General features: G+C 43.1%; 25 protein-coding genes. 18 read left to right on the top strand and 7 right to left on the bottom strand.

The features are described 5' to 3' along the window. The first annotated feature begins 73 nt into the window (after positions 1-73). From rnc to ftsY, 5 genes are read left to right on the top strand one after another with little or no spacing between them, the layout of a single operon-like run. The gene (rnc, locus tag O3642_RS03410; protein ID WP_371605402.1) at positions 74-775 is read left to right on the top strand and encodes a ribonuclease III; all 702 of its coding nucleotides are present in this window, start codon (positions 74-76) and stop codon (positions 773-775) included. Then, the gene (gene smc, locus O3642_RS03405; protein ID WP_371605401.1) at positions 766-4,302 is read left to right on the top strand and encodes a chromosome segregation protein SMC; all 3,537 of its coding nucleotides are present in this window, start codon (positions 766-768) and stop codon (positions 4,300-4,302) included. Before rnc ends, smc begins: the two co-directional genes overlap by 10 nt. Next, entirely contained in the window at positions 4,292-5,098 is an 807-nt protein-coding gene (locus O3642_RS03400; RefSeq protein ID WP_371605400.1) for a Cof-type HAD-IIB family hydrolase, read from the top strand. The genes smc and O3642_RS03400 overlap by 11 nt, the downstream gene beginning before the upstream one ends. Beyond that, on the top strand, positions 5,095-5,916 hold the full coding sequence (locus tag O3642_RS03395; RefSeq protein ID WP_003005452.1) for a Cof-type HAD-IIB family hydrolase: 822 nt from the start codon (positions 5,095-5,097) through the stop codon (positions 5,914-5,916). Before O3642_RS03400 ends, O3642_RS03395 begins: the two co-directional genes overlap by 4 nt. Then, the gene (ftsY, locus tag O3642_RS03390) at positions 5,917-7,578 is read left to right on the top strand and encodes a signal recognition particle-docking protein FtsY (RefSeq protein WP_371605399.1); all 1,662 of its coding nucleotides are present in this window, start codon (positions 5,917-5,919) and stop codon (positions 7,576-7,578) included. Between the two features lie 91 nt (positions 7,579-7,669). On the opposite strand, the gene zwf is transcribed toward ftsY, so the two are convergent. The 4 genes from zwf to O3642_RS03370 form a co-directional block, all read right to left on the bottom strand. Further along, entirely contained in the window at positions 7,670-9,136 is a 1,467-nt protein-coding gene (gene zwf, locus O3642_RS03385) for a glucose-6-phosphate dehydrogenase (RefSeq protein WP_320910533.1), read from the bottom strand. Between the two features lie 204 nt (positions 9,137-9,340). Further along, positions 9,341-10,156, bottom strand: a complete 816-nt coding sequence (locus tag O3642_RS03380) for a TIGR03943 family protein (protein ID WP_371605398.1) — start codon at positions 10,154-10,156, stop codon at positions 9,341-9,343. Beyond that, positions 10,153-11,058, bottom strand: coding sequence for a permease (locus O3642_RS03375; protein WP_003005412.1), 906 nt, complete (start codon positions 11,056-11,058; stop codon positions 10,153-10,155). Before O3642_RS03375 ends, O3642_RS03380 begins: the two co-directional genes overlap by 4 nt. Beyond that, positions 11,055-11,207, bottom strand: coding sequence for an SPJ_0845 family protein (locus O3642_RS03370; RefSeq protein ID WP_003013213.1), 153 nt, complete (start codon positions 11,205-11,207; stop codon positions 11,055-11,057). The genes O3642_RS03375 and O3642_RS03370 overlap by 4 nt, the downstream gene beginning before the upstream one ends. A 147-nt stretch (positions 11,208-11,354) precedes the next feature. On the opposite strand from O3642_RS03370, the gene O3642_RS03365 reads away from it, so the two are divergent. The 8 genes from O3642_RS03365 to O3642_RS03330 all read left to right on the top strand — a co-directional run bounded on the left by O3642_RS03365 (position 11,355) and on the right by O3642_RS03330 (position 17,440). Continuing rightward, complete coding sequence (locus O3642_RS03365; protein ID WP_371605397.1) at positions 11,355-13,511, top strand: Tex family protein; 2,157 nt, start codon at positions 11,355-11,357, stop codon at positions 13,509-13,511. After that, positions 13,498-13,953, top strand: coding sequence for a SprT family protein (locus O3642_RS03360; RefSeq protein WP_371605396.1), 456 nt, complete (start codon positions 13,498-13,500; stop codon positions 13,951-13,953). Before O3642_RS03365 ends, O3642_RS03360 begins: the two co-directional genes overlap by 14 nt. A 74-nt stretch (positions 13,954-14,027) precedes the next feature. Next, positions 14,028-14,309, top strand: coding sequence for a PspC domain-containing protein (locus O3642_RS03355; protein WP_003005023.1), 282 nt, complete (start codon positions 14,028-14,030; stop codon positions 14,307-14,309). Positions 14,310-14,321: 12 nt separating this feature from the next. Continuing rightward, complete coding sequence (locus O3642_RS03350; protein WP_371605395.1) at positions 14,322-14,696, top strand: hypothetical protein; 375 nt, start codon at positions 14,322-14,324, stop codon at positions 14,694-14,696. 172 nt (positions 14,697-14,868) lie between these two features. Then, positions 14,869-15,801 (top strand): HPr(Ser) kinase/phosphatase, encoded by a 933-nt coding sequence (gene hprK, locus O3642_RS03345; protein ID WP_003008114.1) that lies wholly within the window; start codon positions 14,869-14,871, stop codon positions 15,799-15,801. Continuing rightward, a complete protein-coding gene (lgt, locus tag O3642_RS03340; protein ID WP_003008112.1) occupies positions 15,798-16,580 on the top strand; it encodes a prolipoprotein diacylglyceryl transferase in 783 nt (260 codons plus the stop codon). The genes hprK and lgt overlap by 4 nt, the downstream gene beginning before the upstream one ends. A 3-nt stretch (positions 16,581-16,583) precedes the next feature. After that, a complete protein-coding gene (locus tag O3642_RS03335; protein WP_049482777.1) occupies positions 16,584-16,967 on the top strand; it encodes a DUF948 domain-containing protein in 384 nt (127 codons plus the stop codon). Between the two features lie 14 nt (positions 16,968-16,981). Next, positions 16,982-17,440 carry a YtxH domain-containing protein gene (locus tag O3642_RS03330; protein WP_371605394.1) on the top strand — a complete coding sequence of 153 codons (459 nt, stop codon included), beginning with the start codon at positions 16,982-16,984 and terminating at the stop codon, positions 17,438-17,440. A 372-nt stretch (positions 17,441-17,812) separates the two neighbouring features. Here O3642_RS03330 and O3642_RS03325 read toward each other — a convergent pair whose 3' ends face one another. Continuing rightward, positions 17,813-18,106 (bottom strand): DUF3270 family protein, encoded by a 294-nt coding sequence (locus O3642_RS03325; protein ID WP_003013511.1) that lies wholly within the window; start codon positions 18,104-18,106, stop codon positions 17,813-17,815. 129 nt (positions 18,107-18,235) lie between these two features. Here O3642_RS03325 and O3642_RS03320 point away from each other — a divergent pair, with 129 nt between their 5' ends. Both O3642_RS03320 and O3642_RS03315 read left to right on the top strand, forming a co-directional pair. Beyond that, complete coding sequence (locus O3642_RS03320) at positions 18,236-19,165, top strand: peptidase U32 family protein (RefSeq protein WP_371605393.1); 930 nt, start codon at positions 18,236-18,238, stop codon at positions 19,163-19,165. Positions 19,166-19,261: 96 nt separating this feature from the next. Next, on the top strand, positions 19,262-20,548 hold the full coding sequence (locus O3642_RS03315) for a U32 family peptidase (protein WP_061604760.1): 1,287 nt from the start codon (positions 19,262-19,264) through the stop codon (positions 20,546-20,548). A 15-nt stretch (positions 20,549-20,563) separates the two neighbouring features. Here the strand turns inward: O3642_RS03315 and O3642_RS03310 are convergent, their stop codons facing one another. After that, complete coding sequence (locus O3642_RS03310) at positions 20,564-20,896, bottom strand: hypothetical protein (RefSeq protein WP_013903885.1); 333 nt, start codon at positions 20,894-20,896, stop codon at positions 20,564-20,566. A 90-nt stretch (positions 20,897-20,986) separates the two neighbouring features. Between O3642_RS03310 and O3642_RS03305 the strand changes: the two genes are divergently transcribed. From O3642_RS03305 to O3642_RS03295, 3 genes are all read left to right on the top strand, one after another. Next, positions 20,987-21,199, top strand: a complete 213-nt coding sequence (locus O3642_RS03305) for a YdbC family protein (protein WP_041818320.1) — start codon at positions 20,987-20,989, stop codon at positions 21,197-21,199. A 160-nt stretch (positions 21,200-21,359) separates the two neighbouring features. After that, positions 21,360-22,502: a 5-methyltetrahydropteroyltriglutamate--homocysteine S-methyltransferase gene (locus O3642_RS03300; protein ID WP_371605392.1), complete on the top strand. Its 1,143-nt coding sequence runs from the start codon at positions 21,360-21,362 to the stop codon at positions 22,500-22,502. A 12-nt stretch (positions 22,503-22,514) separates the two neighbouring features. Beyond that, the gene (locus O3642_RS03295) at positions 22,515-23,246 is read left to right on the top strand and encodes a cyclase family protein (protein WP_371605391.1); all 732 of its coding nucleotides are present in this window, start codon (positions 22,515-22,517) and stop codon (positions 23,244-23,246) included. A 493-nt stretch (positions 23,247-23,739) separates the two neighbouring features. On the opposite strand, the gene O3642_RS03290 is transcribed toward O3642_RS03295, so the two are convergent. Next, on the bottom strand, positions 23,740-24,715 hold a 976-nt coding region (locus O3642_RS03290; RefSeq protein WP_371605390.1), incomplete at its 5' end, for an LPXTG cell wall anchor domain-containing protein.

Below are 24,715 nucleotides of genomic sequence, written 5' to 3'. Positions count from 1 at the left end.
AGGAAAAGAAGTGCGTTCGTGCTTCTTTTTTGGTATACTTAAGAGTATAAATTTATTAGAAAGTAGGCTTTCCATGGAGAAATTACAAGCCCTGTTATCGGAACGGTTTCAGATCGTTTTTTCAGATAGCAGTTTATTAGATACCGCTTTTACGCACACCTCTTATGCCAATGAGCACCGCCTCTTAAAAATTTCACATAACGAACGTTTGGAATTTTTAGGAGACGCTGTTCTTCAATTAGTTATTTCCGAATATTTGTATAAGGAACACCCCAACAGACCGGAGGGAGATTTGTCCAAATTCCGTTCTATGATTGTCCGTGAAGAGAGTTTGGCTGGCTTTTCTCGGGATTGCCAATTTGACCATTTCATCAAACTGGGCAAGGGCGAAGAAAAATCTGGTGGTCGGGACCGTGATACGATTCTTGGAGACTTATTTGAAGCTTTTTTAGGTGCTCTTTTACTGGATCAAGGAGTGGAAGCAGTCAAACGCTTCATCTATCAGGTCATGATTCCAAAGGTTGAAACGGGTCAATTTTCTCAGGTCATTGACTACAAGACCCGCCTGCAAGAACTGTTACAGGTTCACGGAGATGTGGAGATCCAATACCAAGTGGTTAGCGAGTCCGGTCCTGCACATGCGAAAGAGTTTGAAGTAGAAGTGTTCGTGAACGGTCAAACGATGGGATGTGGTCATGGTCGTTCCAAGAAGTTAGCGGAGCAGGAAGCAGCCCGCAATGCAGTTGAAACGAGGTATGATGGCCCATGTATCTAAAAGAGATTGAAATCCAAGGCTTTAAATCTTTTGCGGATAAGACAAAAGTCGTATTTGACAAAGGGGTCACTGCCGTTGTAGGGCCTAATGGATCTGGAAAATCAAATATCACGGAGAGCTTGCGCTGGGCCCTAGGGGAATCCAGTGTCAAGAGTCTACGTGGGGGCAAGATGCCCGATGTCATTTTTGCAGGGACAGAATCGCGAAAACCGCTGAATTATGCCTGTGTCACAGTTGTCTTAGATAACCAGGATGGTTTTATCCAACAGGCAGGTAAAGAAATTCGTGTCGAACGGCATATTTATCGTTCAGGAGACAGCGAGTACAAGATCGACGGCAAGAAAGTACGTCTCAGAGATGTTCATGATTTGTTCATGGATACGGGATTGGGACGTGATTCCTTCTCCATTATCTCCCAAGGTCGGGTAGAGGAGATCTTTAACTCCAAACCGGAAGAACGCCGGGCTATCTTTGAAGAAGCTGCTGGTGTCTTGAAATTTAAGACGCGGCGCAAGGAAACGGAGACTAAGCTTAATCAGACCCAGGAGAATTTGGACCGTCTGGAAGACATCCTCTATGAATTAGAAGGACAGATCCAACCTCTTGAAAAGCAAGCAACGGTCGCTCGCCGTTTCTTGGAATTAGACCAAGAACGGCAGGTTCTCTTGCTGGATGTTTTGGTCGCTCAAGTCGATCTGACAAAAGAGCTCTACGAAAAGGCTGATCAAGAAGAAAAAGCTATTCAAGAACAGTTGGCCTCTTATTACCAACGTCGTCAGGTCTTAGAAGAAGAGAATGTACGCATCAAGAAAGCCCGTCATCAGTTGGATGAGAGCTTAGCTGAGGACCAGGCGAGCTTGCTTGAGGTCACTCGTTTGATCAGTGATTTAGAAAAGCAAATTGAAGTAGCTAAGTTGCAATCGAGTCAAGCAGCCCATAGTCGCAGGGAAAATCTTGAGCGGTTGGATGCTGTTTTGGCCCGTCTGGAAGAAGCGAAACAAGAGCTGGCTCAAAAACAAGAGACGCTAGCTGTGCTTCAACAAAGACTGACAGAGAACCGTCAGCTACAAGAAGAGTTGGAAAAAGAATTAGCCAACTACGAAGAAGATCCGGAACAAGTCATTGAGCATCTACGCGAGCAGTATGTCGCGCTCTTGCAGACGGAGGCTGAAAAATCGAATGAGCGGACAGCGATTGAGAGTCGGATCCAGGCACTCCTGCAAGAATCTAGCCATCGTCAAGAGGATTTGACCAAGGCACAAACAAACTTTGAAACTGCCAAGGAAAAAGAAGTCCGACAATTAGAGGAGTTGGATCAGGCACAAGCGACGGTCAAAGGCCTATTAGCAGAATACCAAAATCAATTGGTAAAAGTGGAGCAAGCCAAAGCTGCCTACCAAGAGGCTCAAACGGCCATGTTTGACTTGATGGATGAGAGCAAGAATAAGCGGGCGCGGATCAATAGTTTGGAAGCCATTCAGAAGAACCATAGTAACTTCTATGCAGGCGTCAAGAGTGTCTTACAAGAAGCAGAACGGTTAGGAGGCATCTGTGGGGCTGTTAGTGAGAATTTGAGTTTCTCAAAAGACTACCAGACGGCGCTTGAAATTGCTCTGGGAGCTAGCAGCCAACAGATCATTGTCGAGGATGAAAAGGCTGCAACTCGAGCGATCGATTTCTTGAAACGCAATCGCTTGGGACGGGCAACCTTCCTTCCGCTCACGACGATCAAAGCCCGTCAACTATCCCCTCGGAATCTGGAATTGATTCAAGCAAGTGCAGGATTTCTAGGAATTGCGAGTGACTTAGTGACCTATGAGCATCGTTTTGAACAGATTTTCCAAAACCTGCTTGGAGTAACGGCCATCTTTGACACGACGGAGCATGCGCGTGAGGCGGCTCGTAAAGTCAACTATCAAGTTCGGATGGTGACCTTGGATGGGACCGAATTGCGGACCGGAGGATCGTATGCCGGTGGTGCCAATCGTTCCCAAAATACGGTCTTTGTCAAACCAGAATTGGATAGTTTGAAGCAGGAAATGCAAGCTCTGGATGCTCGTTTGAGAGAAGCAGAGCAGGAGGTCGAGACCAAGGACAATCTGCTCAGGCAGGCGCAAGAATACCTGGCCTCTATTCAAAATCAGGGTGAACAAGCGCGTCTGGAGCAACAGCGGGCCCAATTGGCTTACCAACAAAGTCAAGAGCAACTGAAAGAAATTCAGGAACTCTTAGAAGCTTTGAAGTCAGAATTGGCAACAGATGCAACCCAGTCTCTCCAAGAAGAGCTGGAGTCCCTTACTGAGCAATTGGCAGAAATTGAGCTTCAAAAAGAAAACTTGAACCGCGATATTGAAAACATGAAGTCGGACAAAGATGTCTTGCAACAAAAGGTACAAAACCTGCAAGAGCAATTGGCAGACCTGCGACTTCAACAGACGGAATGTAAGAGCCAACAAAGCTATGAGCAAACAGATGCTCGTCGCTTGGAAGAAACGATCTCCCAGTTGGAAGTAGAAGAGCATCAGTTGCAATTGCTGATTGAACAAGGCGAGGCTCAAGTTCAGACAGTGGATGTGGAGCAGCTAGCCAATCAATTGGCACAGGCCCAAGCCAAGAAAATGGACTTGGAACAAGGAGTCATTCGGAAACGCTTTGAGCTGGATGATTTGGAAGGCCAGACCGAAGATGTTGCAGAACAGATGGAACAAGCTCGTAAGAAAAACGAAGAGTGGATTCGTCAACAAGCCAAGGCTGAAGCGACACGTGAAAAGCATGCGGATCGTTTAAACAAGCTCTTAACGCAAATTACTGATGAATTCATGCAAAGCTTTGACCAAGCCAAAGAGCAGGCTCAACCTGTTGAAAATCTTGCGGCAGCTGAAAACCAGCTCAAGAGCATCGAAAAAGATATTAAGGCACTTGGTCCAGTCAATGTGGATGCGATCGAGCAGTATGACGAGGTGAAGGGGCGCTTTGATTTCCTTTCAAGCCAGCGTGAGGATGTCTTGGCTGCGAAAAACATGCTTCTGTCTACCATCAACGACATGAATGACGAAGTCAAGGAACGCTTTAAATCGACTTTTGAAGCCATTCGTGAATCCTTTAAAGTCACTTTCCGTCAAATGTTTGGTGGGGGTTCTGCTGATTTGATTCTGACAGAGCCAGATCTTCTGACAGCTGGTGTTGAGATTTCTGTGCATCCACCTGGTAAAAAGATCCAATCCTTAAACCTCATGAGTGGTGGAGAAAAGGCCTTGTCTGCCTTGGCTCTCTTGTTCTCGATTATTCGTGTCAAGACTATTCCATTTGTCATTCTGGATGAGGTAGAGGCTGCCCTAGATGAGGCTAATGTCAAACGCTTTGGGGATTATTTGAACCGCTTTGATAAGGAAAGCCAATTTATTGTCGTGACGCACCGGAAGGGAACCATGTCAGCTGCAGATTCCATCTATGGTGTGACCATGCAAGAATCTGGGGTTTCTAAAATCGTCTCAGTAAAATTGAAAGACTTAGAAAATGAAGAATAATGATATTAAATTGATCGCTACGGATATGGATGGAACCTTTTTAAATGACCAACATCAGTACGATCAAGACCTTTTACGCAAGGTATTAGCAAGCTGCAAAGAAAAAGGCATCTATTTTGCTGCTGCAAGTGGCCGTGCCCTTCTTTCTCTCAAATCCCTCTTTAAAGGATTTGAGGACCAGATGATTTTCATTGCTGAAAATGGTAGTGTGGTAGAATTTCATGGAGAAGATCTCTACGAAGCGACCATGTCCAAAGACTTTTATTTGGGTGTTTTTGAAGCTTTGAAATCCTCCCCTTATGCAGACCCTAATAAACTGCTTTTGACTGGGAAAAAAGGAAGCTATGTCTTAGAAACAGTAGATCCCGACTATCTGGCCTTGAGTCAAAACTACAATGAAAATATTCAAAAAGTGAAAAGCCTAGTGGATATTCAGGATGAAATTTTCAAATTGACCACCAACTTTGATGCAGATCTTGTACTTGAAGGTGAACAATGGGTCACTGAGAATATCCCCGGTGTCAAAGCGATGACGACAGGTTTTGAATCGATTGATATTGTCCTCGATTATGTCGATAAGGGAGTGGCCATTACCGCCTTAGCGGATAAACTAGGGATCTCGATGGATCAGGTGATGGCTTTTGGAGATAACCTAAATGACCTCCATATGATGCAAGTCGTGGGCCATCCTGTAGCGCCAGAAAATGCACGTCCTGAAATCTTAGCGATTGCTGAAAAAGTCATCGGCCACCATGCGACGGGTTCTGTCCTCCGCTACATGGAGGAAATTGTATGAGTCAGATTTCCTTGATTGCGCTGGATTTAGATGGGACCCTTCTCAATTCAGAAAAAAAGATCTCCCCTCGCAATAGAGCAGCCCTCGCTGCTGCACAGGCTCAAGGTGTCAAGGTGGTTCTAACCACAGGTCGCCCCTTGAAAGCCATGGATTTTCTTTTGGAAGAATTGGGAACAGCAGGCCTCAAAGAAGAGTATACGATTACCTTCAACGGTGGTCTAGTGCAGCGAAATAATGGAGAAATCCTCTCAAAAGTTGTCTTGGCACCAGAAGATGTCGCAATCATTCATGATGAAACCGCCCGTCTAGGCCTTCCGCTGGATGCTATCAGTGAGGGAACGGTTTATGAGATTCATGCAGATCGAAAGTCTCTCTATTCCCTTTACAATCCCTACCTGAACTTTATTGAGACAGATTTAAAAGACCTACCATCCACGATTTCCTACAACAAGTGTGTGACAGCTGTCGATCAAGACTTTTTAGATGTAGCGATCAAGCAGATCAAGCCAGAGTTATTTCAAGACTATGAAATTTTTAAATCTCGGGAAATGTTGCTGGAATGGTGTCCTAAAAATGTTCACAAGGCGACAGGTTTAGAGGCACTGGCAGCTATTTTGGGTCTTAAGGCAGATCAAGTCATGGCCTGTGGAGATGAAGCCAATGACCTGTCTATGATCCAGTGGGCTGGACTGGGGGTTGCCATGGGCAATGCGATTCCAGCAGTGAAGGAAGTTGCAGCGCTTGTGGCCCCTGTGACCAATGACCAGGATGCCGTCGCATGGGCAATTGAAAATTATGTGCTAAAGGAGAGTGAATAAATGGGATTATTTGATCGTTTATTTGGAAAAAAAGAAGAAACTGAAAAAGTACTTCCGTCTTCTGAAGAAGTGACGGACAGTACGAAGGTTGAAGAAACTGTCAAAGAGGAGCCGGCGGCTACCTTAAATGACAAGGAAGAGCAAAAAATCGCTGATATGGAGGCTTACTACCAAGAGCTTAAAGCGCGAATTGCAGCCACTCATCAACCTGTTTTAACCGTCGCTCAAGAAGAGCCGGCAGAGGAACCTCTTGTAGAAGAAAAAGTGACATCAGAGACTAATGAAGACCAAGTACCAGTAGAGGAGTCTCCAGTGGTCTTTGAACCTGCTCAAACAGAAGCAAGTCCTGAAGAAGTTTCACCACTAGCTGATGACACGGAGGAGACTAAGCCTCTTGAAGAAGTGAAAATGGAAGCGGAAGAAACTGAAAATGGTGAGGAAGCAGATGGGGCTAATGGTTCAGAAATGGAAGAAGAGTCACCAATTGCCTTTCCATCATCTGAAGCTGAGCTAGTAGAAGGGAGCACGACAGAAGAGGAGTCTCCAGAACTAGTAGAAGCTCAGGATGAGGTTTCAGAACCTGAAGTATCAGAAGCGATTGCTCAAGTGGAGGAAACTTCAGAAGTGGCAGAAGCCGAGTCTAGACTTCCTCAAGGAGAAGCTGCATCAGCAGTTGAAGAAAGAACTGTTGAAGAGGCAGAAGAGCCAATTCCAGACGAGGTTGAGTCAGAGCAAGAAACCATTCAGGAAAAATACGATCGTAGCTTGAAAAAGACACGGACTGGATTTGGAGCACGTCTCAATGCCTTCTTTGCTAATTTCCGTTCAGTTGATGAAGAATTCTTTGAAGAATTGGAAGAACTCTTGATCATGAGTGACGTTGGGGTTCAAGTGGCCTCTAATTTAACCGAAGAGTTGCGTTATGAAGCCCGTTTGGAAAATGCCAAAAAACCAGATGCTCTCAAGCGCGTGATCATCGAAAAATTAGTGGACTTGTATGAAAAGGATGGCCAATTTAATGAAGCCATTCGTTTTCAAGATGGTCTCACGGTCATGCTCTTTGTTGGGGTCAATGGAGTTGGTAAAACAACCTCTATCGGGAAGTTAGCCCACCGCTACAAACAAGAAGGCAAGAAAGTCATGTTGGTTGCAGCAGATACTTTCCGTGCAGGAGCAGTGGCTCAACTGGCAGAATGGGGACGCCGCGTAGATGTTCCAGTTGTAACAGGTCCTGAAAAATCAGATCCTGCTAGCGTCGTCTTTGATGGAATGGAACGCGCGATCGCTGAAAACATCGATGTTCTGATGATTGATACAGCTGGTCGTCTGCAAAACAAGGACAACCTCATGGCAGAGCTTGAAAAAATCGGCCGGATTATCAAGCGTGTGGTACCTGATGCACCGCATGAAACCTTACTGGCCCTTGATGCATCAACCGGTCAAAATGCCTTGGTGCAAGCAAAAGAATTTTCAAAAATTACACCTGTGACAGGAATTGTATTGACCAAGATCGATGGAACAGCTCGAGGTGGGGTCGTCCTTGCGATCCGTGAAGAGTTGGACATTCCAGTGAAGTTGATTGGATTCGGAGAAAAGATTGATGATATCGGACCATTCCACTCAGAAAACTTCATTAGAGGTCTCTTGGAAGGCTTGATTTAAGAGTCAAATAGAAAAAGACAAATTGTTGGAAGAACAATTTGTCTTTTTGTTTCCTTGCGCTATCAAAAAAACCACCCGAAGGTGGCCTTCCTTAATTCTTAGGTTCAGGTTTCCAAACCCACTCGGTTCCGTAGTCTGCAAGGAGATCATCGGATGCAGTTGGTCCCATGGATCCTGACTTGTATTCATAGAGCGGTGCTCCATTTTCGGCCCATAGTTTTTCAATCCGGTCAATCAATTGCCATGAAGCACGGACTTCGTGCCAGTGGCTGTAATTGGTTGAGTCATTGTTTAAAACGTCGAAAATTAATTTTTCATAAGGCTCTGGTGAAGCCCCAGTTGCGGTCGCATCTGTTTCGTAGTCAAAGGAAATCGGTGCGATACTGAATTTTTCTCCGACCTCTTTTCCGTTGATGCTCAATGAGAAACCTTCGTTTGGTTGGATATAAATGGTCAAGACATTTGGTTGCAAACTATGTCCAAAGATGGAATCGGTTTGCTTGAAGACCACATTGACCATGGTTCCTTTTTGGGTCAAGCGTTTTCCGGTACGGAAGAAGAAAGGCACACCGCGGAAGCGCTCACTATCAACAAAGAACGCACCAGAAGCATAGGTCTCCGTAGTAGATTCAGGGTCGACATTTGGCTCACTGCGATAAGAGATATCTTTTTTCCCTTCGATCGTACCTGAATGGTATTGACCACGAATAAAGAATTTCTTTAATTCGTCATCTGTTGGATTGTGCAATTGCTCAAAAACTTTAACCTTTTCTGCCCGAATCGCATCCTTAGTAAAGGTAGCTGGTTTATCCATGGCAAGCAATGACAAAAGCTGAAGGGTATGATTTTGCACCATGTCCCGAAGGGCCCCTGAGTGATCATAGTAGCCACCGCGTTCTTCAACCCCCAAGCGTTCAGCAAAGGTAATTTGGATATTGTCAATAAAATCTCGGTTCCAAAGATTATCAAAAATAAGATTTCCAAAACGAATGGCAAAGATATTTTGGATCATTTCTTTTCCAAGATAATGGTCGATCCGGAAGATTTGTTCTTCATCAAAGGTTTCTTCCAATTCCTTGTTGAGCTGACTAGCTGTTTCCAGGTCTGTACCGAAAGGTTTTTCAACGATCAAGCGCTCAAAGCCTTGTCCATCCACAATGCCTTCTGATTTAAGGTGTTTGGCAATGGTTCCAAAAAATTGAGGAGCCATGGACAAGAAGAAGACCTTGTTGTGTTCCGTTTGGTATTTTTCATCCAAGCTATTTTGCAATTCACGCAGGGCGATATAATGTTCGGTATCATTGACATCGTGGCTTTGGTAGTAGAAATGGCTAGCGAATTCTTGAGCTTGTTGAGGGCTATCTGCCAGATCTGTGATGGATTCTACCACGACTGATTCAAAGTATTCCTTGCTCCATGGTCTGCGGGCTGTTCCGATAACCGCAAAGTTTTCAGATAGATTTCCTGATTTATAGAGTCTAAAAAGGGATGGGTAGAGTTTGCGCTTGGCTAAATCTCCACTAGCCCCGAAAATGGTTACAATAACTTTTGAAGACATTTAAGTACCTATTTCCTATTTTATTAACCATATTTTACCATAAAATCTACAAGATTTCTTTGATGGAATCGTTGTTCCGAATATTTTCCGCTTGGATTAGAGGATTTGAGAGGAAAGCATAGTAAAAGCTAGAACCAATGTGGATTCTAGCTTCAATTGCTATAAGCTGTTTGGATCGATTACCGAAGAAACTTGGTGACTCCATCAGAATACGCGGTAGACATAAGGATTATCTGGTTGTGTAATGGTTTGACAATCCGTAATGTGGAGGACAGGCAAGCTTTGCTTGAGCTGCTTGTGGTATTCAATAGACAAGGTTCCTTTCGCATGGATCCAGGTATTGTTTTCGAAATGCTGCGGAGCACCAGTCGTTAAGAGACCGTAGACTCCGGAATCTGCGATACAGTGGATGATCCCAAAACGAAAGAGAAATTGGCTGTCCTTGTTATTGGGGTCATTGTATACGAAGCCGGTCAACTCGATCGTCTTTCCTGCAAATTGGTCAGGATAATCATAAATCACTTCCATGACTTCCATGTAATTCTCAGTGGTCACCTGGATCACTTTTTTATCAACATATTTCTTTGCCGCCTGCTTCATTTCTGACTCATAGGCAGATCTGGTAAAATAGCTACTAGTATCTGGTTTGAGATACTGGGTTGTTGTCCCTTCGTCCTGCTGGATTTCCTTGGAAGAACCGGCCGCAACCGGGAAGTGGTAGCCTTTGGCAGAGACTGTTTGGGAATCCAGTGTCACTGTAGGGAAAAATAGCCCGACAAACAAAGGAATACAGAGCAAGAAGATACTCGCCACTTTTGCCCAGAAGCCAGAGAGATGACTGTGGATCTTCATCTGTTTGACCCAGATGATCAGCTGTACAAGAGCTAAAACAAAGGACAAGAACATGGAAATATAAGCCAAGTAAGAATAGTGTAAGTTGATGTATTGATTGAGCTTACCAGATAATTGCAGGTACATGGTAAGCTCAAAATAGCCAGCTAATATCAAAAAACGAATCATAGCACTACCCCCACAAACCAAGCATAAAGGAGCACAACTCCACTCACAATACCGATAAATTGCCAGATGAAACGGGTCTTGAGATAATTTTTCATCATGAGGAGATTTTTGACATCAAGCATAGGCCCAATCACCAAAAAGGCAAGAACAGGCGCTACTCCAAAACTCGTCAGAAGAGAGGATCCAACAAAGGCGTCCGCCTCGCTACAAAGTGAGAGGAGAAAGGACAAGACCATGAGAAGGAGAATAGCAATTACCGGTGTCGCACTGATCGAAGTGAGGATCCGTGTTGGGACATAGACTTGGACGAGGCTGGCAAAGAGGCAACCAAATACCAGGTAACGTCCCGTATCAAAGAATTCATCAATGGCTTGCACCAAGACTTGGAAGAGCTTCTGACCTTTGCTCAAGTTCCTAAAATCATGTTCATGTACAGCCTTACGATGTTCTTTTTGGATCGAATCTGTTTGAATAAAACCAAGAAAGATCCCTAGCACCGTTGCGACCAGTAGGGAACCAAGGGCTCGGTAGAGGGCCATCTTGACAGAATTCCCAAAGGCTGAGTAGGTCGCAAAGAGAACGATGGGATTGATGACAGGTGCTGTCACCAAAAAGGGGACAGCAGTATAACTTGGAACTTTCTTTTCTAGAAAGCGATTGATAATGGGAACAATCCCACATTCACAGGAAGGAAAGATAAAGCCGATAAAGGTCCCAAAGAAGATCCTCCCAAATTTATTCTTGGGAAGAAAGCGGTAGACCCTCTCGGGGGTGATATAGACCTCAATAATCCCTGAAATGATACTTCCGATTAGGACAAACGGTAGGGCTTCGATAATAATCGAGAGAAAAATAGCCCCAGCCTGCAAGACGCTAGAGGGAAGGTGTTGAAAGAATGTCATTCCTCAGCCTTCTTTGCTTCTTTAGTTGTAGCAGTTTCTGCCTTCTTTCTCTCTTCAGGAAATTCTACTTTCTTTTCTACATCCGGAAAACTCGCAAAATTTTCAAACATTTTATCAAGATCATCTGTTTTTGAGAATTTAATAGCCATTATTGGGCCTCCTTTTTATTTTCTTTCATTATAACAAAAAGGAAGGAGCAAGGGGGAAATGGAGCATAAAAGGAAAGATCAATAGGGTCAAAATTATCTATGAAAAATCCCTGAAACAGAGACCAGAACAGGCGATCTCACCCCTTGATGGCAGTAAAATATGCTATAATAGAAGCTATGGATAAATATGAAAAAATAGCCCAAGAATTGGGTGTTAGCTTAAAACAAATCGATACCGTATTGAGTCTGACCGCAGAAGGCTCAACCATTCCTTTCATTGCCCGCTATCGAAAAGATATGACGGGAAATTTAGATGAAGTTGCGATCAAGGCCATTATTGACCGGGACAAATCGTTAACGGCTCTAGCCGAACGAAAGGAAACCGTCCTTGCTAAGATTGAGGAACAAGGCAAACTGACAGAGGCGCTCAAGCAGGCAATTGAGGCTGCTGAAAAATTAGCGGATGTCGAAGAGCTCTATCTTCCATATAAGGAAAAACGTCGGACCAAGGCGACGATTGCCCGAGAAGCAGGACTTTTCCCCTTGGCACGTCTCATTTTGCAAAATAGTCCAGACTTGGAAGCAGAGGCTCAGAAATTTACCTGTGAGGCCTTCCCAACTGAAACCGCGGCTTTAGCTGGTGCAGTGGATATTCTGGTAGAAGCTATTTCAGAGGATACCCAATTACGGGCCCTCACCTATCAAGAAATTCATGGACATTCCCTCATGACGTCAACCTTGAAGGATGAAAGCTTAGATCCTAAGAGAACCTTTGAAATCTACTATGATTTTTCTGAGAAGATCAAGAATATGCAAGGCTACCGGACCCTAGCTCTCAATCGTGGGGAAAAATTGGGCGTTCTCAAAGTTGGATTTGAGCACCAACTGGATCGGATCATTCGTATTTTTGAGGCTCGTTTTAAAACTAAAAATGCCTATGTCGATGAGGTTATTCAACAAGCGGTTAAGAAAAAAATCGTTCCCGCGATTGAACGTCGGATTCGGACAGAGTTGACGGAGGTGGCAGAAGACGGAGCCATTCAATTGTTCTCTGAGAATCTACGGAATCTATTGCTCATTCCTCCATTAAAAGGGCACGTGGTCCTTGGATTTGACCCAGCCTTTCGGACTGGTGCTAAACTAGCCGTTGTCGATGAAACAGGAAAGATGCTTGCCACCCATGTCATCTATCCAGTTGCTCCTGCAAAACCAGCTCAGATCGAGCAAGCTAAAAAGGAACTGTCTTCCTTGATCAAGGAGTTCGGAGTAGAAATTATTGCGATTGGAAATGGAACAGCCAGCCGTGAAAGTGAGGCCTTTGTCGCAGAGGTGCTTCATGACCATCCAGGAGTTCGCTATGTTATTGTCAATGAAAGCGGAGCCTCTGTCTACTCAGCTAGTGAGTTGGCCCGTCATGAGTTCCCAGAGCTAACCGTTGAAAAACGCTCGGCCATCTCCATTGCCCGCCGCTTGCAAGATCCGCTAGCAGAATTGGTGAAAATCGATGCCAAATCCATCGGTGTGGGTCAATACCAGCACGATGTCAATCAGAAAAAACTGACAGAAAGCTTGGATTTCGTGGTAGATACTGTGGTCAACCAAGTTGGGGTCAATATCAATACGGCTAGTCCCTCTCTCTTAGCGCATGTAGCAGGACTCAATAAAACCATCTCTGAAAATATTGTGAAATACAGGGAAGAAGAAGGAATGATTCTTTCACGAGCACAGATTAAAAAAGTCCCTCGCCTCGGTGCCAAGGCTTTCGAGCAGGCTGCTGGATTCTTACGCATCCCTGAAAGTAAAAACATCTTGGACAATACCGGCGTTCACCCTGAAAGTTACAAGGAAGTTGAAAAACTTTTTCAGCTTCTTGAAATTACCGAACTCGATGCATCAGCTCAGGAAAAATTAAAAGCTGTGAACATAAAGGAGATGTCTACTCAGCTGGATCTGGGACCAGAAACCCTGAAAGATATCATTGCGGATCTTCTAAAACCAGGTCGCGATTTGCGGGATTCCTTTGATGCACCCGTGCTCCGTCAGGATGTCTTGGATATTAAAGACCTGCATATTGGCCAAAAATTAGAAGGGGTTGTGCGCAATGTGGTTGACTTTGGAGCCTTTGTCGATATTGGCATTCACGAAGATGGCTTGATTCATATCTCCCATATGAGTAAGCAGTTTATTAAGCATCCAAGCCAGGTCGTCTCAGTAGGTGATTTGGTAACCGTTTGGGTGAAGAAGATTGATGTGGAACGCGAAAAAGTCAATCTCAGTTTGGTAGCTCCGAATGAATCTGACTGAGTATGTACGCCAAGTATCCCTAGAAGATTTTGGGAGAGAATTCCGTCATCGGGCAGAGTGGAATTCACGTCTTCAAACCACTGGGGGTCGTTTCTTTCCCAAGGATCGACACCTTGATTTCAACCCGAAAATATACCAAGCTTTTGGGTTAGAGGTCTTTCGCAAAATCGTCCGCCACGAGCTCTGCCATTACCATCTTTACGATCAAGGTAAAGGCTATCGCCACAAAGATCTAGCCTTTAAGCAACTCCTCCAGCAAGTGAACGGTCTTCGTTTCACACCTCCTCTACCAGATAGAACTGGGCGAGTCAAGCGGATCTATCTCTATCAATGTCCCCATTGTGGCCAAGAGTATAGAAGAAAGCGAAAAATCGATCTGAAGAAATATGCTTGCGGTCGCTGTCGCAGTCGCTTGCAATTTCTTGAAATGAGACAAGAGTAAGAATCGGTCTTTAGGCGGATCTCTTTCCAGTTCGACTCTGCTAAAATAGGTCTAACTAGAAAGAGGAAAATCAAATGACATCATCATTTTACAAATTAAAACGACATCGCCTGGTTTCAGGTGTGCTAGCTGGCTTAGCTGATAAATTTGGTCTGAGTGTAACTCTCCTACGCTTCTTGTTTATTCTTTTCACGGTTTCTCATGCCTTTATCGGTGTGATTATCTATTTACTGTTAGATACGACCTTACCTTATAAGGACGAGGAGGAGCAGGAAATGTTTGATTATGGCCCTCGACCTCGTCGAAGAAAAGAGGCTGAACCCATCCATGATCAGAATGATAGTCCATTTTTCTAAAAGGAGATCCGAGTGAAGCAGAAGTTCTATTCCCTTGCTTTTATTCTATATCTCTTCTTCAGTTTTATAGGACAGTTTTTCATTTTAAATCGTGTTTTTGGGGAAGGAGTTGGAACAGTTTTGATCGGAATGCTCCTTTTTCCACTGGGCATTTGGAATAGTCTCTTCTACCTCTTGTTTCTGCCAACAGAAATGGCTAGAAAGCCACAAATTTATCGGTTTTCGATTTTATTTCTGCCGGTTTTGTATTTGGTTTTCTCCTTGTTGGGGGGAGGACCTTCCGCTTTTATGCTTGGCTTGATCGCATTTCCTTCAAATGCGGTGGTCTATGCAGTCTCTACCGGAATCAAATCTATGATTACAGATTTCTTGCAAGGCCAAGGCTAGAGCATTCTTCATATGTTCCCATCATTTCCTAGAGGTTGGAGACCTTTGTCCTCGCCTCTTTTTGCTTGCCTTAAAAAGGAGTTGAAAATGGATCTTTCAAATGACACTTCAGGCTCTCGTCTGAAGAGAAAATCTGCTATAATAGAAAGAGAATTTGAAAAGGGAGAATGATATGGCAGTTACTGTTCGCGATATACAGGAAAAGCTTCGTCTATCGGTTGTTTATGGGGATGATAGCCTCTTAAGCAAGGAAATTACGACTGCGGACATTTCACGTCCAGGTCTTGAAATGACAGGCTATTTCGACTATTACACACCTGAGCGGATTCAGCTTGTAGGAATGAAAGAATGGTCCTACCTGGTGAAGATGAGCTCTCACAACCGTCATCAGGTCCTGCGCAAGATGTTCCAGCCAGAGACACCTGTCATCATTGTCGCGCGGAATTTAGAAATTCCAGAAGAAATGTTGCGAGCTGCGGAAGAGAAGCAATTAGCCATTTTGAAGAGCAATGTTGCAACCAGTCGTTTGTCTGGAGAGCTTTCTAGCTATTTGGATAGTCGGCTAGCAGAACGTACGAGTGTACACGGTGTCTTGATGGATATTTATGGGATGGGTGTCTTGATCCAAGGAGATAGCGGAATCGGAAAAAGCGAGACAGGTCTGGAACTTGTCAAGCGGGGTCACCGTCTCGTAGCAGATGACCGAGTTGATATCTATGCGAGAGACGAGATGACCCTTTGGGGAGAGCCAGCTGAAATTCTACGCCACTTACTAGAGATCCGTGGTGTCGGGATTATCGATGTCATGAGTCTCTATGGTGCCAGTGCTGTAAAGGATTCTTCACAAGTCCAAATTGCCGTTTACTTGGAAAATTATGCTAAGGATCAAGTTTATGATCGTCTTGGTAATAATGCAGAAGAGTTGGAAATCGGTGGCGTGACTATACCTCGTATACGCATCCCTGTGAAGACTGGTCGGAACATTTCGGTCGTGATCGAAGCGGCAGCTATGAATGTTCGGGCTAAAGAAATGGGCTATGATGCCACCAAAACCTTTGAAGAACGTTTGTCCCAGTTGATTAGTCAAAATGAGGTGAAGGAATGAATCCAGTAGCCCTTCAATTAGGTCCGATCAGTATTCGTTGGTACGCAATTTGTATTGTCTCTGGCTTGATTCTAGCCGTTTATCTTTCTATGAAAGAAGCGCCCCGTAAAAAAATTGATCCAGATGCCATCATTGATTTCATTTTGATCGCCTTTCCGCTTGCGATTGTGGGAGCCAGACTCTATTACGTTATTTTCGAATGGGGCTATTATAGCCAGCACCTGGGTGAGATTTTTGCCATCTGGAACGGAGGAATCGCGATTTATGGTGGCCTCTTGACAGGTGCCCTTGTCCTCTATCTATTCTCTCGCAGACGCTTGATTGAACCGATCGACTTTTTAGATATTGCGGCCCCAAGCGTCATGATTGCACAGAGTATTGGTCGCTGGGGAAACTTCTTTAACCAGGAAGCTTATGGAGCTGCTGTTAAAAGTCTCAACTACCTGCCCTCTTTTATTCGAGACCAAATGTATATAGATGGCAGTTACCGTCAGCCAACGTTCTTATATGAATCCAGTTGGAATCTGTTAGGATTTCTCTTGATCTTGATTCTTCGTAGGAAGCCCCAATTTTTGCGACAAGGTGAGATCACAGCCTTTTACCTTATCTGGTATGGTTTTGGTCGGATGATCATCGAAGGAATGCGGACAGATAGCCTGATGTTTGCGGGCTTACGTGTTTCCCAGTGGTTGTCGATGATCCTGATTCTAGTTGGACTCGCCATCATCATCTACCAACGTCGCAAAAAAGCCCCTTATTATGTAGAAGCAAAGGAGTAATATATGTTTATTGAAATTGCCTACGGCCTCTTAGGCCTTGCCTTAGTAGCACTTGTCATTTATATGATTTTTTTCCTCTCAAAGATTGGAAAAGTTGTAGATGAGACGCAAAAAACCATCCAAGTTTTGACATCAGATGTCAATGTCACCTTGCATCAGACCAATGATCTATTGGCAAAAGTCAATGTTTTAACGGATGATTTGAATCAAAAAGTTGCAACGATTGACCCACTCTTTACAGCCGTAGCGGATCTTTCAGAGTCTGTTTCAGATTTGAATGATCAAGCCCGTCAATTAGGTTCCAAAGCTGTATCAGCTGGTGAAAAAACAGTGAAAGCCTCTATCGGATTAAAAGCGATTAAGATGGCTTCAAAATTATTTAAATAGAATCGAGGAAGAATATGGGACGTTTATCTAGTTTATTAATTGGTGTCATTTCAGGTGCTTCAGCAGCCTACTATTTATCAACTGAGCAAGGAAAGAAAGTCACTAAAAAAGTGGTGCGCTTCGTAAAAGATTATCAAGAAGATCCTCAAGAAGTACATGAATCGGTGAAACAAACTGCTAAGGATGTTTCAAGACAAGCAGCAGAAGTGATCCAACAAACCAAAGAAAAAGTTGGTTCTGGAGAAATTACGACAGGTACTGTTTTAGAGTCAGTCAAAGAAAAGACGCAAGATGTGGTTGGAAAATCTCAAGAAGTCTATCACTCATTTAAGGATAAACTTCAAAAAGAAAATCTAAGTGGCAATGACTTGGTTCAATCCATTCGCAAACAAACAGAATCAGAAGATATCGTGTTAGAGTTGGATGAAAAAGATTCTGAAGAAGCAGCCGAAGAAGAAACAAAAGAAGCATAAAAAAAAATGAGGCTCAGTGAGCTCATTTCAGATTGAAGACAAAATCATCTTAGAAACTTTCCTCAAGTGAGTACGGACGTCAGCGAACTTCAAAGAAGTTCCATGACTTAGTTTTGAACCTAAAGTTTCAAAACTCCCGAGTGCCTGAAACATAATTGTTTCAGGCACTTTTCTCACGGCGGAAAGTTTCGATAGATGATTGAATAACTTTAACTCATAATAAGTTTTTATTCTTATAGAATTTCTAGGAAGTCTTTGAATTATCAAACACCATACCAAGTTTTTCTGAGTTACATGAAAAGTCTAACTTAATTTGACAACTTAGGAATTAAAAAAATTCGAGTAAATAAAAAAATCAGGTGAACCTGATTTTTATTTTTTTCGTTTATTGTAGTAAATTCGGAACCCTTGAATACTAGCAAAGCTAGAACCAATCGCTAAAGCAAACGCAAAGAAGGTATTCATTTTTGTTGCTAAAAAGATAAAACTAAATACAACCGTCAACACACAGAAAATAGCGATATTCAAAAAATATAGCAATTCACTTAATTGAGGCGCGGGTTCAACTTCAGGAGCATAGTCCTGAATAGGGGTTTCTTGGGTTTGTTTGGTTAATTCGATATAATCGAATTCTTCTTCATAGTGTCTTAAATTTCTTACGGGCATTTTCTCTCTCCTAACAGTACTCTATTATTCTATCATGAATTCAGGTATATAAATGTTACAAAAATGTTACAAATTTTACAAAATGAATAAATTTTTCTAGAATATCGGAATTTTTGTTATAATGGTTCTATGAAAAATATTATTATTACAGCAACAGCAGAGAGTGTTGAGCAAGCGAAAGCCCTGATTGATGCAGGGGTTGACCGAATCTATGTTGGTGAAAAAGATTACGGATTACGATTGCCTCAAACTTTAAGCTATGACGAAATAAATCGAATTGCCCAACTGGTCCATGCTGCTGGCAAAGAATTGACAGTAGCTGTAAATGCACTGATGCACCAATCGATGATGGATTCAATCAAGCCTTTCCTAGATTTTCTAAAGGAAATTCAGGCTGATTATATTACTGTCGGAGATGCGGGCGTTTTTTATGTCTTGAAACGAGATGGCTATCCATTCAAAACGATTTACGATGCCTCAACCATGGTCACTTCGAGCCGCCAGATCAACTTCTGGGGAAAACAAGCAGGTGCTTCTGAGGCTGTTTTGGCTCGTGAGATTCCATCTGCCGAATTATTCGTAATGGCTGAGAATCTTCAGATTCCAGCAGAAGTCTTGGTCTATGGTGCTAGCATTATTCACCATTCGAAACGACCGCTACTTCAGAATTATTACAACTTTATCAAGACAGAAGAGTCTGTGACCAAAGATCGGGATCTGTTCTTGGCCGAGCCAGGAGATCCCAATTCTCATTATTCGGTCTACGAGGACAAACATGGAACCCATATCTTCTCAAATAATGACTTGAATATGATGACCAAATTGTCTGAGTTGGTTGAACATGGCTTTGATCATTGGAAACTCGATGGTGTCTACTGTCCGGGTGAAAACTTTGTCAAAATTACAGAGCACTTTGTCAAGGCCCGTGATTTGATTCAAAAAGGAACATTTACACAGGGTCAAGCCTATCTGTTTGATGAAGAAATCCGCAAATTGCACCCAGCTAATCGTGGTTTGGATACTGGTTTCTATGATTATGAATCAGATCGTGTAAAATAACAAATAATACTAGGGCTTCTTCGTTTGTGAGTTTTCCTTTTTCAGGGAACGAAGAGGCTATTCATCATATCGACAATCTTGTAAATTGGAGAAAACATGACAAATACAAAAAAACGTCCAGAGGTTTTGGTACCTGCTGGAACATTAGAAAAGTTAAAAGTTGCCGTTAATTATGGGGCAGACGCTGTGTTCGTTGGTGGACAAGCCTATGGTTTGCGTAGCCGTGCCGGAAACTTCACCATGGATGAGCTTCGTGAAGGAATTGAGTATGCTCATGCACGTGGCGTAGATGTACACGTGGCTTCGAACATGGTAACCCATGAGGGAAATGAACAAGGGGCTGGTGAGTGGTTCCGTGAATTACGAGATATGGGCCTTGACGCCGTGATCGTCTCAGACCCGGCCTTGATTGAAATCTGTGCAACCTATGCACCTGGACTCAATATTCACTTGTCTACGCAAGCTTCTGCAACCAACGTGGAGACCTTCCATTTCTGGAAAGAGTATGGCTTGACCCGTGTCGTCTTGGCCCGTGAGGTATCCATGGAAGAGTTGGCAGAGATCCGTAAGCGTACCGATCTTGAGATCGAAGCCTTCGTTCATGGAGCCATGTGTATTTCCTATTCCGGACGTTGTACCCTTTCTAACCACATGTCTGACCGGGATGCCAATCGTGGTGGTTGTTCTCAATCTTGTCGTTGGAAATACGATCTCTACGATATGCCATTTGGCCAAGAACGCAAGAGTATCAAAGGACAAGTCCCAGAAGAATACTCTATGTCAGCCGTGGACATGTGTATGATCGAAAATATTCCAGACATGATTGACAATGGAGTTGATAGCTTGAAGATCGAAGGTCGGATGAAATCTGTCCATTACGTATCAACAGTAGCCAACTGTTACAAGGCAGCTTGTGATGCCTATATGGAAAGTCCAGAAGCCTTTTATGCCATCAAGGATGATTTGATCAATGAATTGTGGAAAGTCGCTCAACGTGAATTAGCAACTGGATTCTACTACCAAACACCGACTGAAAATGAACAATTGTTTGGGGCGCGTCGTAAAATTCCTCAATACAAATTTGTAGGAGAAGTGGTGGACTTTGATCCATCTACCATGACAGCGACGATTCGCCAACGGAATGTCATCAATGAAGGCGATCAAGTGGAATTCTACGGACCAGGCTTCCGTCATTTTGAATGCCAGATCCAAGACTTGCATGATAAGGATGGAGTGAAGATTGATCGCGCACCAAATCCGATGGAGCTTCTCACGATCACGGTTCCACAAGAAGTCAAGTCAGGAGATATGATTCGTTCTTGCCAGGAAGGTTTAATCAATCTCTACTCAAAAGATGGGGCAAGTAAAACTGTTCGAGTATAACAAAAAAAGAGAGGGTTAAACCTCTCCTTTTTGTTGGGCGATGCGAATATTATTGGGGACCAAACTGATTTTCTGGATCTCAGAAATCCGAATAATCGTGGACATACTCTTCTTGAAATTTTTCACGATCAGTTGTCGGCGTTCTTGGTCATACTTGACAATATCGCCTGTAAAACTCTTATTTGAAAAAATAACATGTACCCCTTGTTTTTTTCGCAATGCTTGTTGAATGATTTCAATAATTCTCTCATCTTCTAATGGGGCAGGGGTACTGACTTTTCCATTGAAAAATTCATTTGCTCGGTCTTTAACGATCTCGAGAAATTTTTTCATAGCTAAATTCTCCATAACTTGATACAATATATTATAGATAATTTCAATGATTTTGTAAATAATTTACGAATATTAGAGATGAGAAGGCAAGAAAGGAGTCGTGAAATGGCAGAATTTTCATTCCAAATCGAAGAACATTTGCTGGTCTTGTCAGAAAATGACAAGGGTTGGACCAAAGAATTGAACCGTGTGAGTTTTAACGGTGCTCCTGCTAAGTATGATATCCGGACCTGGAGTCCCGACCATACAAAGATGGGAAAAGGTATTACACTCACGAACGAAGAGTTCCAAGTCATGCTCAATGCATTTAAAAATTAAGAAAAGGGGTCCTTCAAGGACTTCTTTTTTGCTATAGTTTAAGACTATATAGATATCAAAGATATTAGATTATCCCAATCCCTTGTTTATCAAGTGTTGGACTGTTATAATGGTTGCATTGATGAATTAATGTAAAACTTATAGGAAAGAGGAAATCATATTGACACATACACATGCACCTTATCACGTAGACCATGTTGGTTCGTTCCTTCGTCCAGCCACTTTGGTTCAGGCTCGTGAAGATTTCGCAACTGGAAAAATCAGTCAAGCTGACTTAACAAAAGTAGAAGATCAGGCGATTCGTGACCTCGTTGAAAAAGAAATTGCTGCTGGTTTGAAGTCAGTAACAGATGGAGAATTCCGCCGAGCTTATTGGCATTTGGATTTCTTCTGGGGCTTTGGTGGCATTGATCATGTCCAAGCTGCTCAAGGCTATCAATTCCATGATGAAACAACCAAGGCGGACTCAGCACTTGTCGTTGGAAAAATCACAGGAGCCAATCATCCATTTGTAGAGCATTACAAGTTCTTGCGGGATCTTGTGGCGGATGTAGATGGTGTAGAGACTAAATATACCATTCCAGCACCTGCGCAATTCTATTTTGAATTGATCCGTGATGCAGAACATGTAGAACAATTGAATACCATCTATCCTGATTTTGCGGCTGTTCGTGAAGACATCAAGCAAGCCTATCTTCAAGTGATTCAAGATTTGTATGATGCAGGACTTCGGACCCTTCAAGTAGATGACTGTACGTGGGGTGTCTTGGTAGATGATAATTTTTTGACGGCTTGGGGAGCAGCTCAAGGCAAGTCAAAAGATGAGGTTCGCCGAGAACTCGCTGATCTCTTCTTGACCTTTAACAACGATGTCTACCAACATGTTCCAGCTGGTTTGACCGTCAATACGCACGTTTGTCGTGGGAACTTCCATTCCACTTGGGCTTCATCAGGTGGTTATGCTCCGATTGCCAAAGAACTCCTTGGAGAAGAAGTCGTCAATGCTTACTTCCTAGAGTTTGATACCGATCGGGCTGGTGGTTTTGAACCACTTGCAGAAGTAACCCCTGGTAAAGGAGTGGTGTTAGGCCTCTTGACATCTAAGAGTGGTCAACTGGAGAACAAGGACGAAGTGATTGCTCGTATTAAAGAAGCGAGTCAGTATGTTCCGTTGGAAAATCTTTACCTATCTACTCAGTGTGGCTTTGCTTCGACAGAAGAAGGAAACATTTTGACAGAAGAAGACCAATGGAAAAAAATCGGTTTGATTAAAGAAATTGTCGCTGAAGTTTGGGGCGAATAAGGAGGAAGAAACATGTCAGATTTACTAAGTATTTATAAAGAATTGCAAGCTAAAAAATGGGTAGACTTGAGTCACCAAATCAATGCGGAAAGTCCACACTTCCCAGCCCTTCCTGCTTTGCAACAAGAAGATCTTTTCACATTAAAAGATGGTTTCCATGTTCAAAAATTTACAGTGGTTGGTCAATACGGAACGCATATCGATGCACCGATTCACTTTGTAGAAGGGGGTCGTTGGTTGGATGAGATTGACCTCAAAGATCTCCTTTTGCCACTTTATGTTATCGACAAGTCTAAAGAAGTTGCTGCCAATCCAAACTTTATCTTGAGCAAACAAGATATCTTAGACTTTGAGGCAGAGCATGGACAAATTGCTGAGGGTGCTTTTGTTGCCTTCCGCAGTGATTGGTCAAAACGTTGGCCAGATCAAGATGCTATGCGCAATCTTGATGAAAATGGGGTTCAACAAAGTCCAGGATGGAGCCGTGAAGCCTTGGAATTCTTGATTCATGAACGCCATGTCAAGGCCGTGGGTCATGAAACCTTCGATACCGATGCGGGTATTCCAGCAGCAGAACATGGCTTGGTTAACGAATACTACCTCTTGGAACAAAACATTTATCAGGTAGAAGTCTTGAATCAATTGGATCAAGTTCCAGCTGTAGGTGCCTTGATTTCGATTGCTTTCCCTCACTGGGACAAGGCAACTGGTTCACCTGTCCGTTCCATTGCCATCTTACCATAAACAAAGAAAAAAGCTTGAAGACAGACGTTACATTTGGACGTTTGTCTTTTTGTATTTTCGAAACTATTTTCGTTATCATCTGATATTTCATCCAAAAACCTGATTTAGCGAAAATAAAAAGGGATATTCGCTAAGCATTTCGCCAATATTTTGAGATGTAGACGAACCGATGTAAGCCAAATCCTTATAGGGCTTACACAAAGAAAAGAGAGTGGGACAGAAATCGGTAATTCGTTAGAATTCGATTTCGTCGTCCCACCTCCGCACAGTTGAGTAGGGCTGTAAAAGCTGATGAAATCAGCGTAGTAGAGCCCACTCAACCACTGCGTCTTGCTCGACAATCCAAAAATAATTGAGAGGCTAGGACTTTTGTCCCAGCCTCTTTTTATCAATCAGAGAGAGCCAAAAGGTTCTCTCTTTGTTAGTTGAACTATTTGTTAAGATGCATTGAAAATCTATTTCGTTAGAAAATTGACTATTTTTAATTAATAAATTATTGACGAGTCAATTTCCATTTGATTCCAACAGCACCTGCTAAGACAAGAATTCCTGAGAAGACGAGTCCAGATGCAACAACTTCACCTGTATTAGGAAGAAGTGTTTTGTGACCTCCACCATTGTTTTCACCATTGGAAGCTGGCGCACTTGGTGTCGTTGTAGTACCAGAATGTTCAGGTTTATTTGGATTTTCGGGTGTAGTCTTAGGTTCTACAGTAGTAGTTGTTGTATCTTCTTCACTACTATTGTGGTTTTCTGGTTCTTCTGGTGTTGTAGTCGCTTCGGTAGTCTTAGGTTCATCGGTAGTTGTTACCGTAGTCTTAGGCTCTTCAGAAGTAGTCGTAGGTTCATCAGTAGTTGCTACCGTAGTCTTAGGCTCATCAGTTGTAGTTGTGGGCTCTTGAGTCGTAGTAGTTGTAGTTGTGGTCTCTTGAGTAGTAGTAGTTGTGGTTGTAGGCTCTTGAGTCGTAGTGGTTGTGGTTGTAGGCTCTTGAGTCGTAGTGGTTGTGGTTGTAGGCTCTTGAGTCGTAGTGGTTGTGGTAGTTGGCTCTTGAGTCGTAGTAGTTGAGGTAGTTTGCTCTTGAGTCGTAGTAGTTGTAGTTGTAGGCTCTTGAGTCGTAGTGGTTGTAGTAGTCTGCTCTTGAGTCGTAGTAGTTGTAGTTGTAGGCTCTTGAGTCGTTATGGTAGTTTGCTCTTGAGTCGTAGTAGTTGTAGTTGTGGTCTCTTGAGTAGTAGTAGTTGTGGTAGTCTGCTCTTGAGTCGTAGTAGTTGTGGTAGTCTGCTCTTGAGTTGTAGTAGTTGTAGTTGTAGGCTCTTGAGTCGTAGTAGTTGTAGTTGTAGGCTCTTGAGTCGTTGTGGTTGTAGTCTGCTCTTGAGTAGTAGTAGTTGTAGTTGTAGGCTCTTGAGTCGTTGTGGTTGTAGTCTGCTCTTGAGTCGTTGTGGTTGTAGTCTGCTCTTGAGTTGTAGTAGTT

The sequence above is a fragment of the Streptococcus sp. 27098_8_66 genome (assembly GCF_041431945.1).
GTDB lineage: Bacteria > Bacillota > Bacilli > Lactobacillales > Streptococcaceae > Streptococcus > Streptococcus dentalis.
Note: the sequence above shows the minus strand (reverse complement) of the source record. Positions and strands in the feature narration are given on the sequence as shown.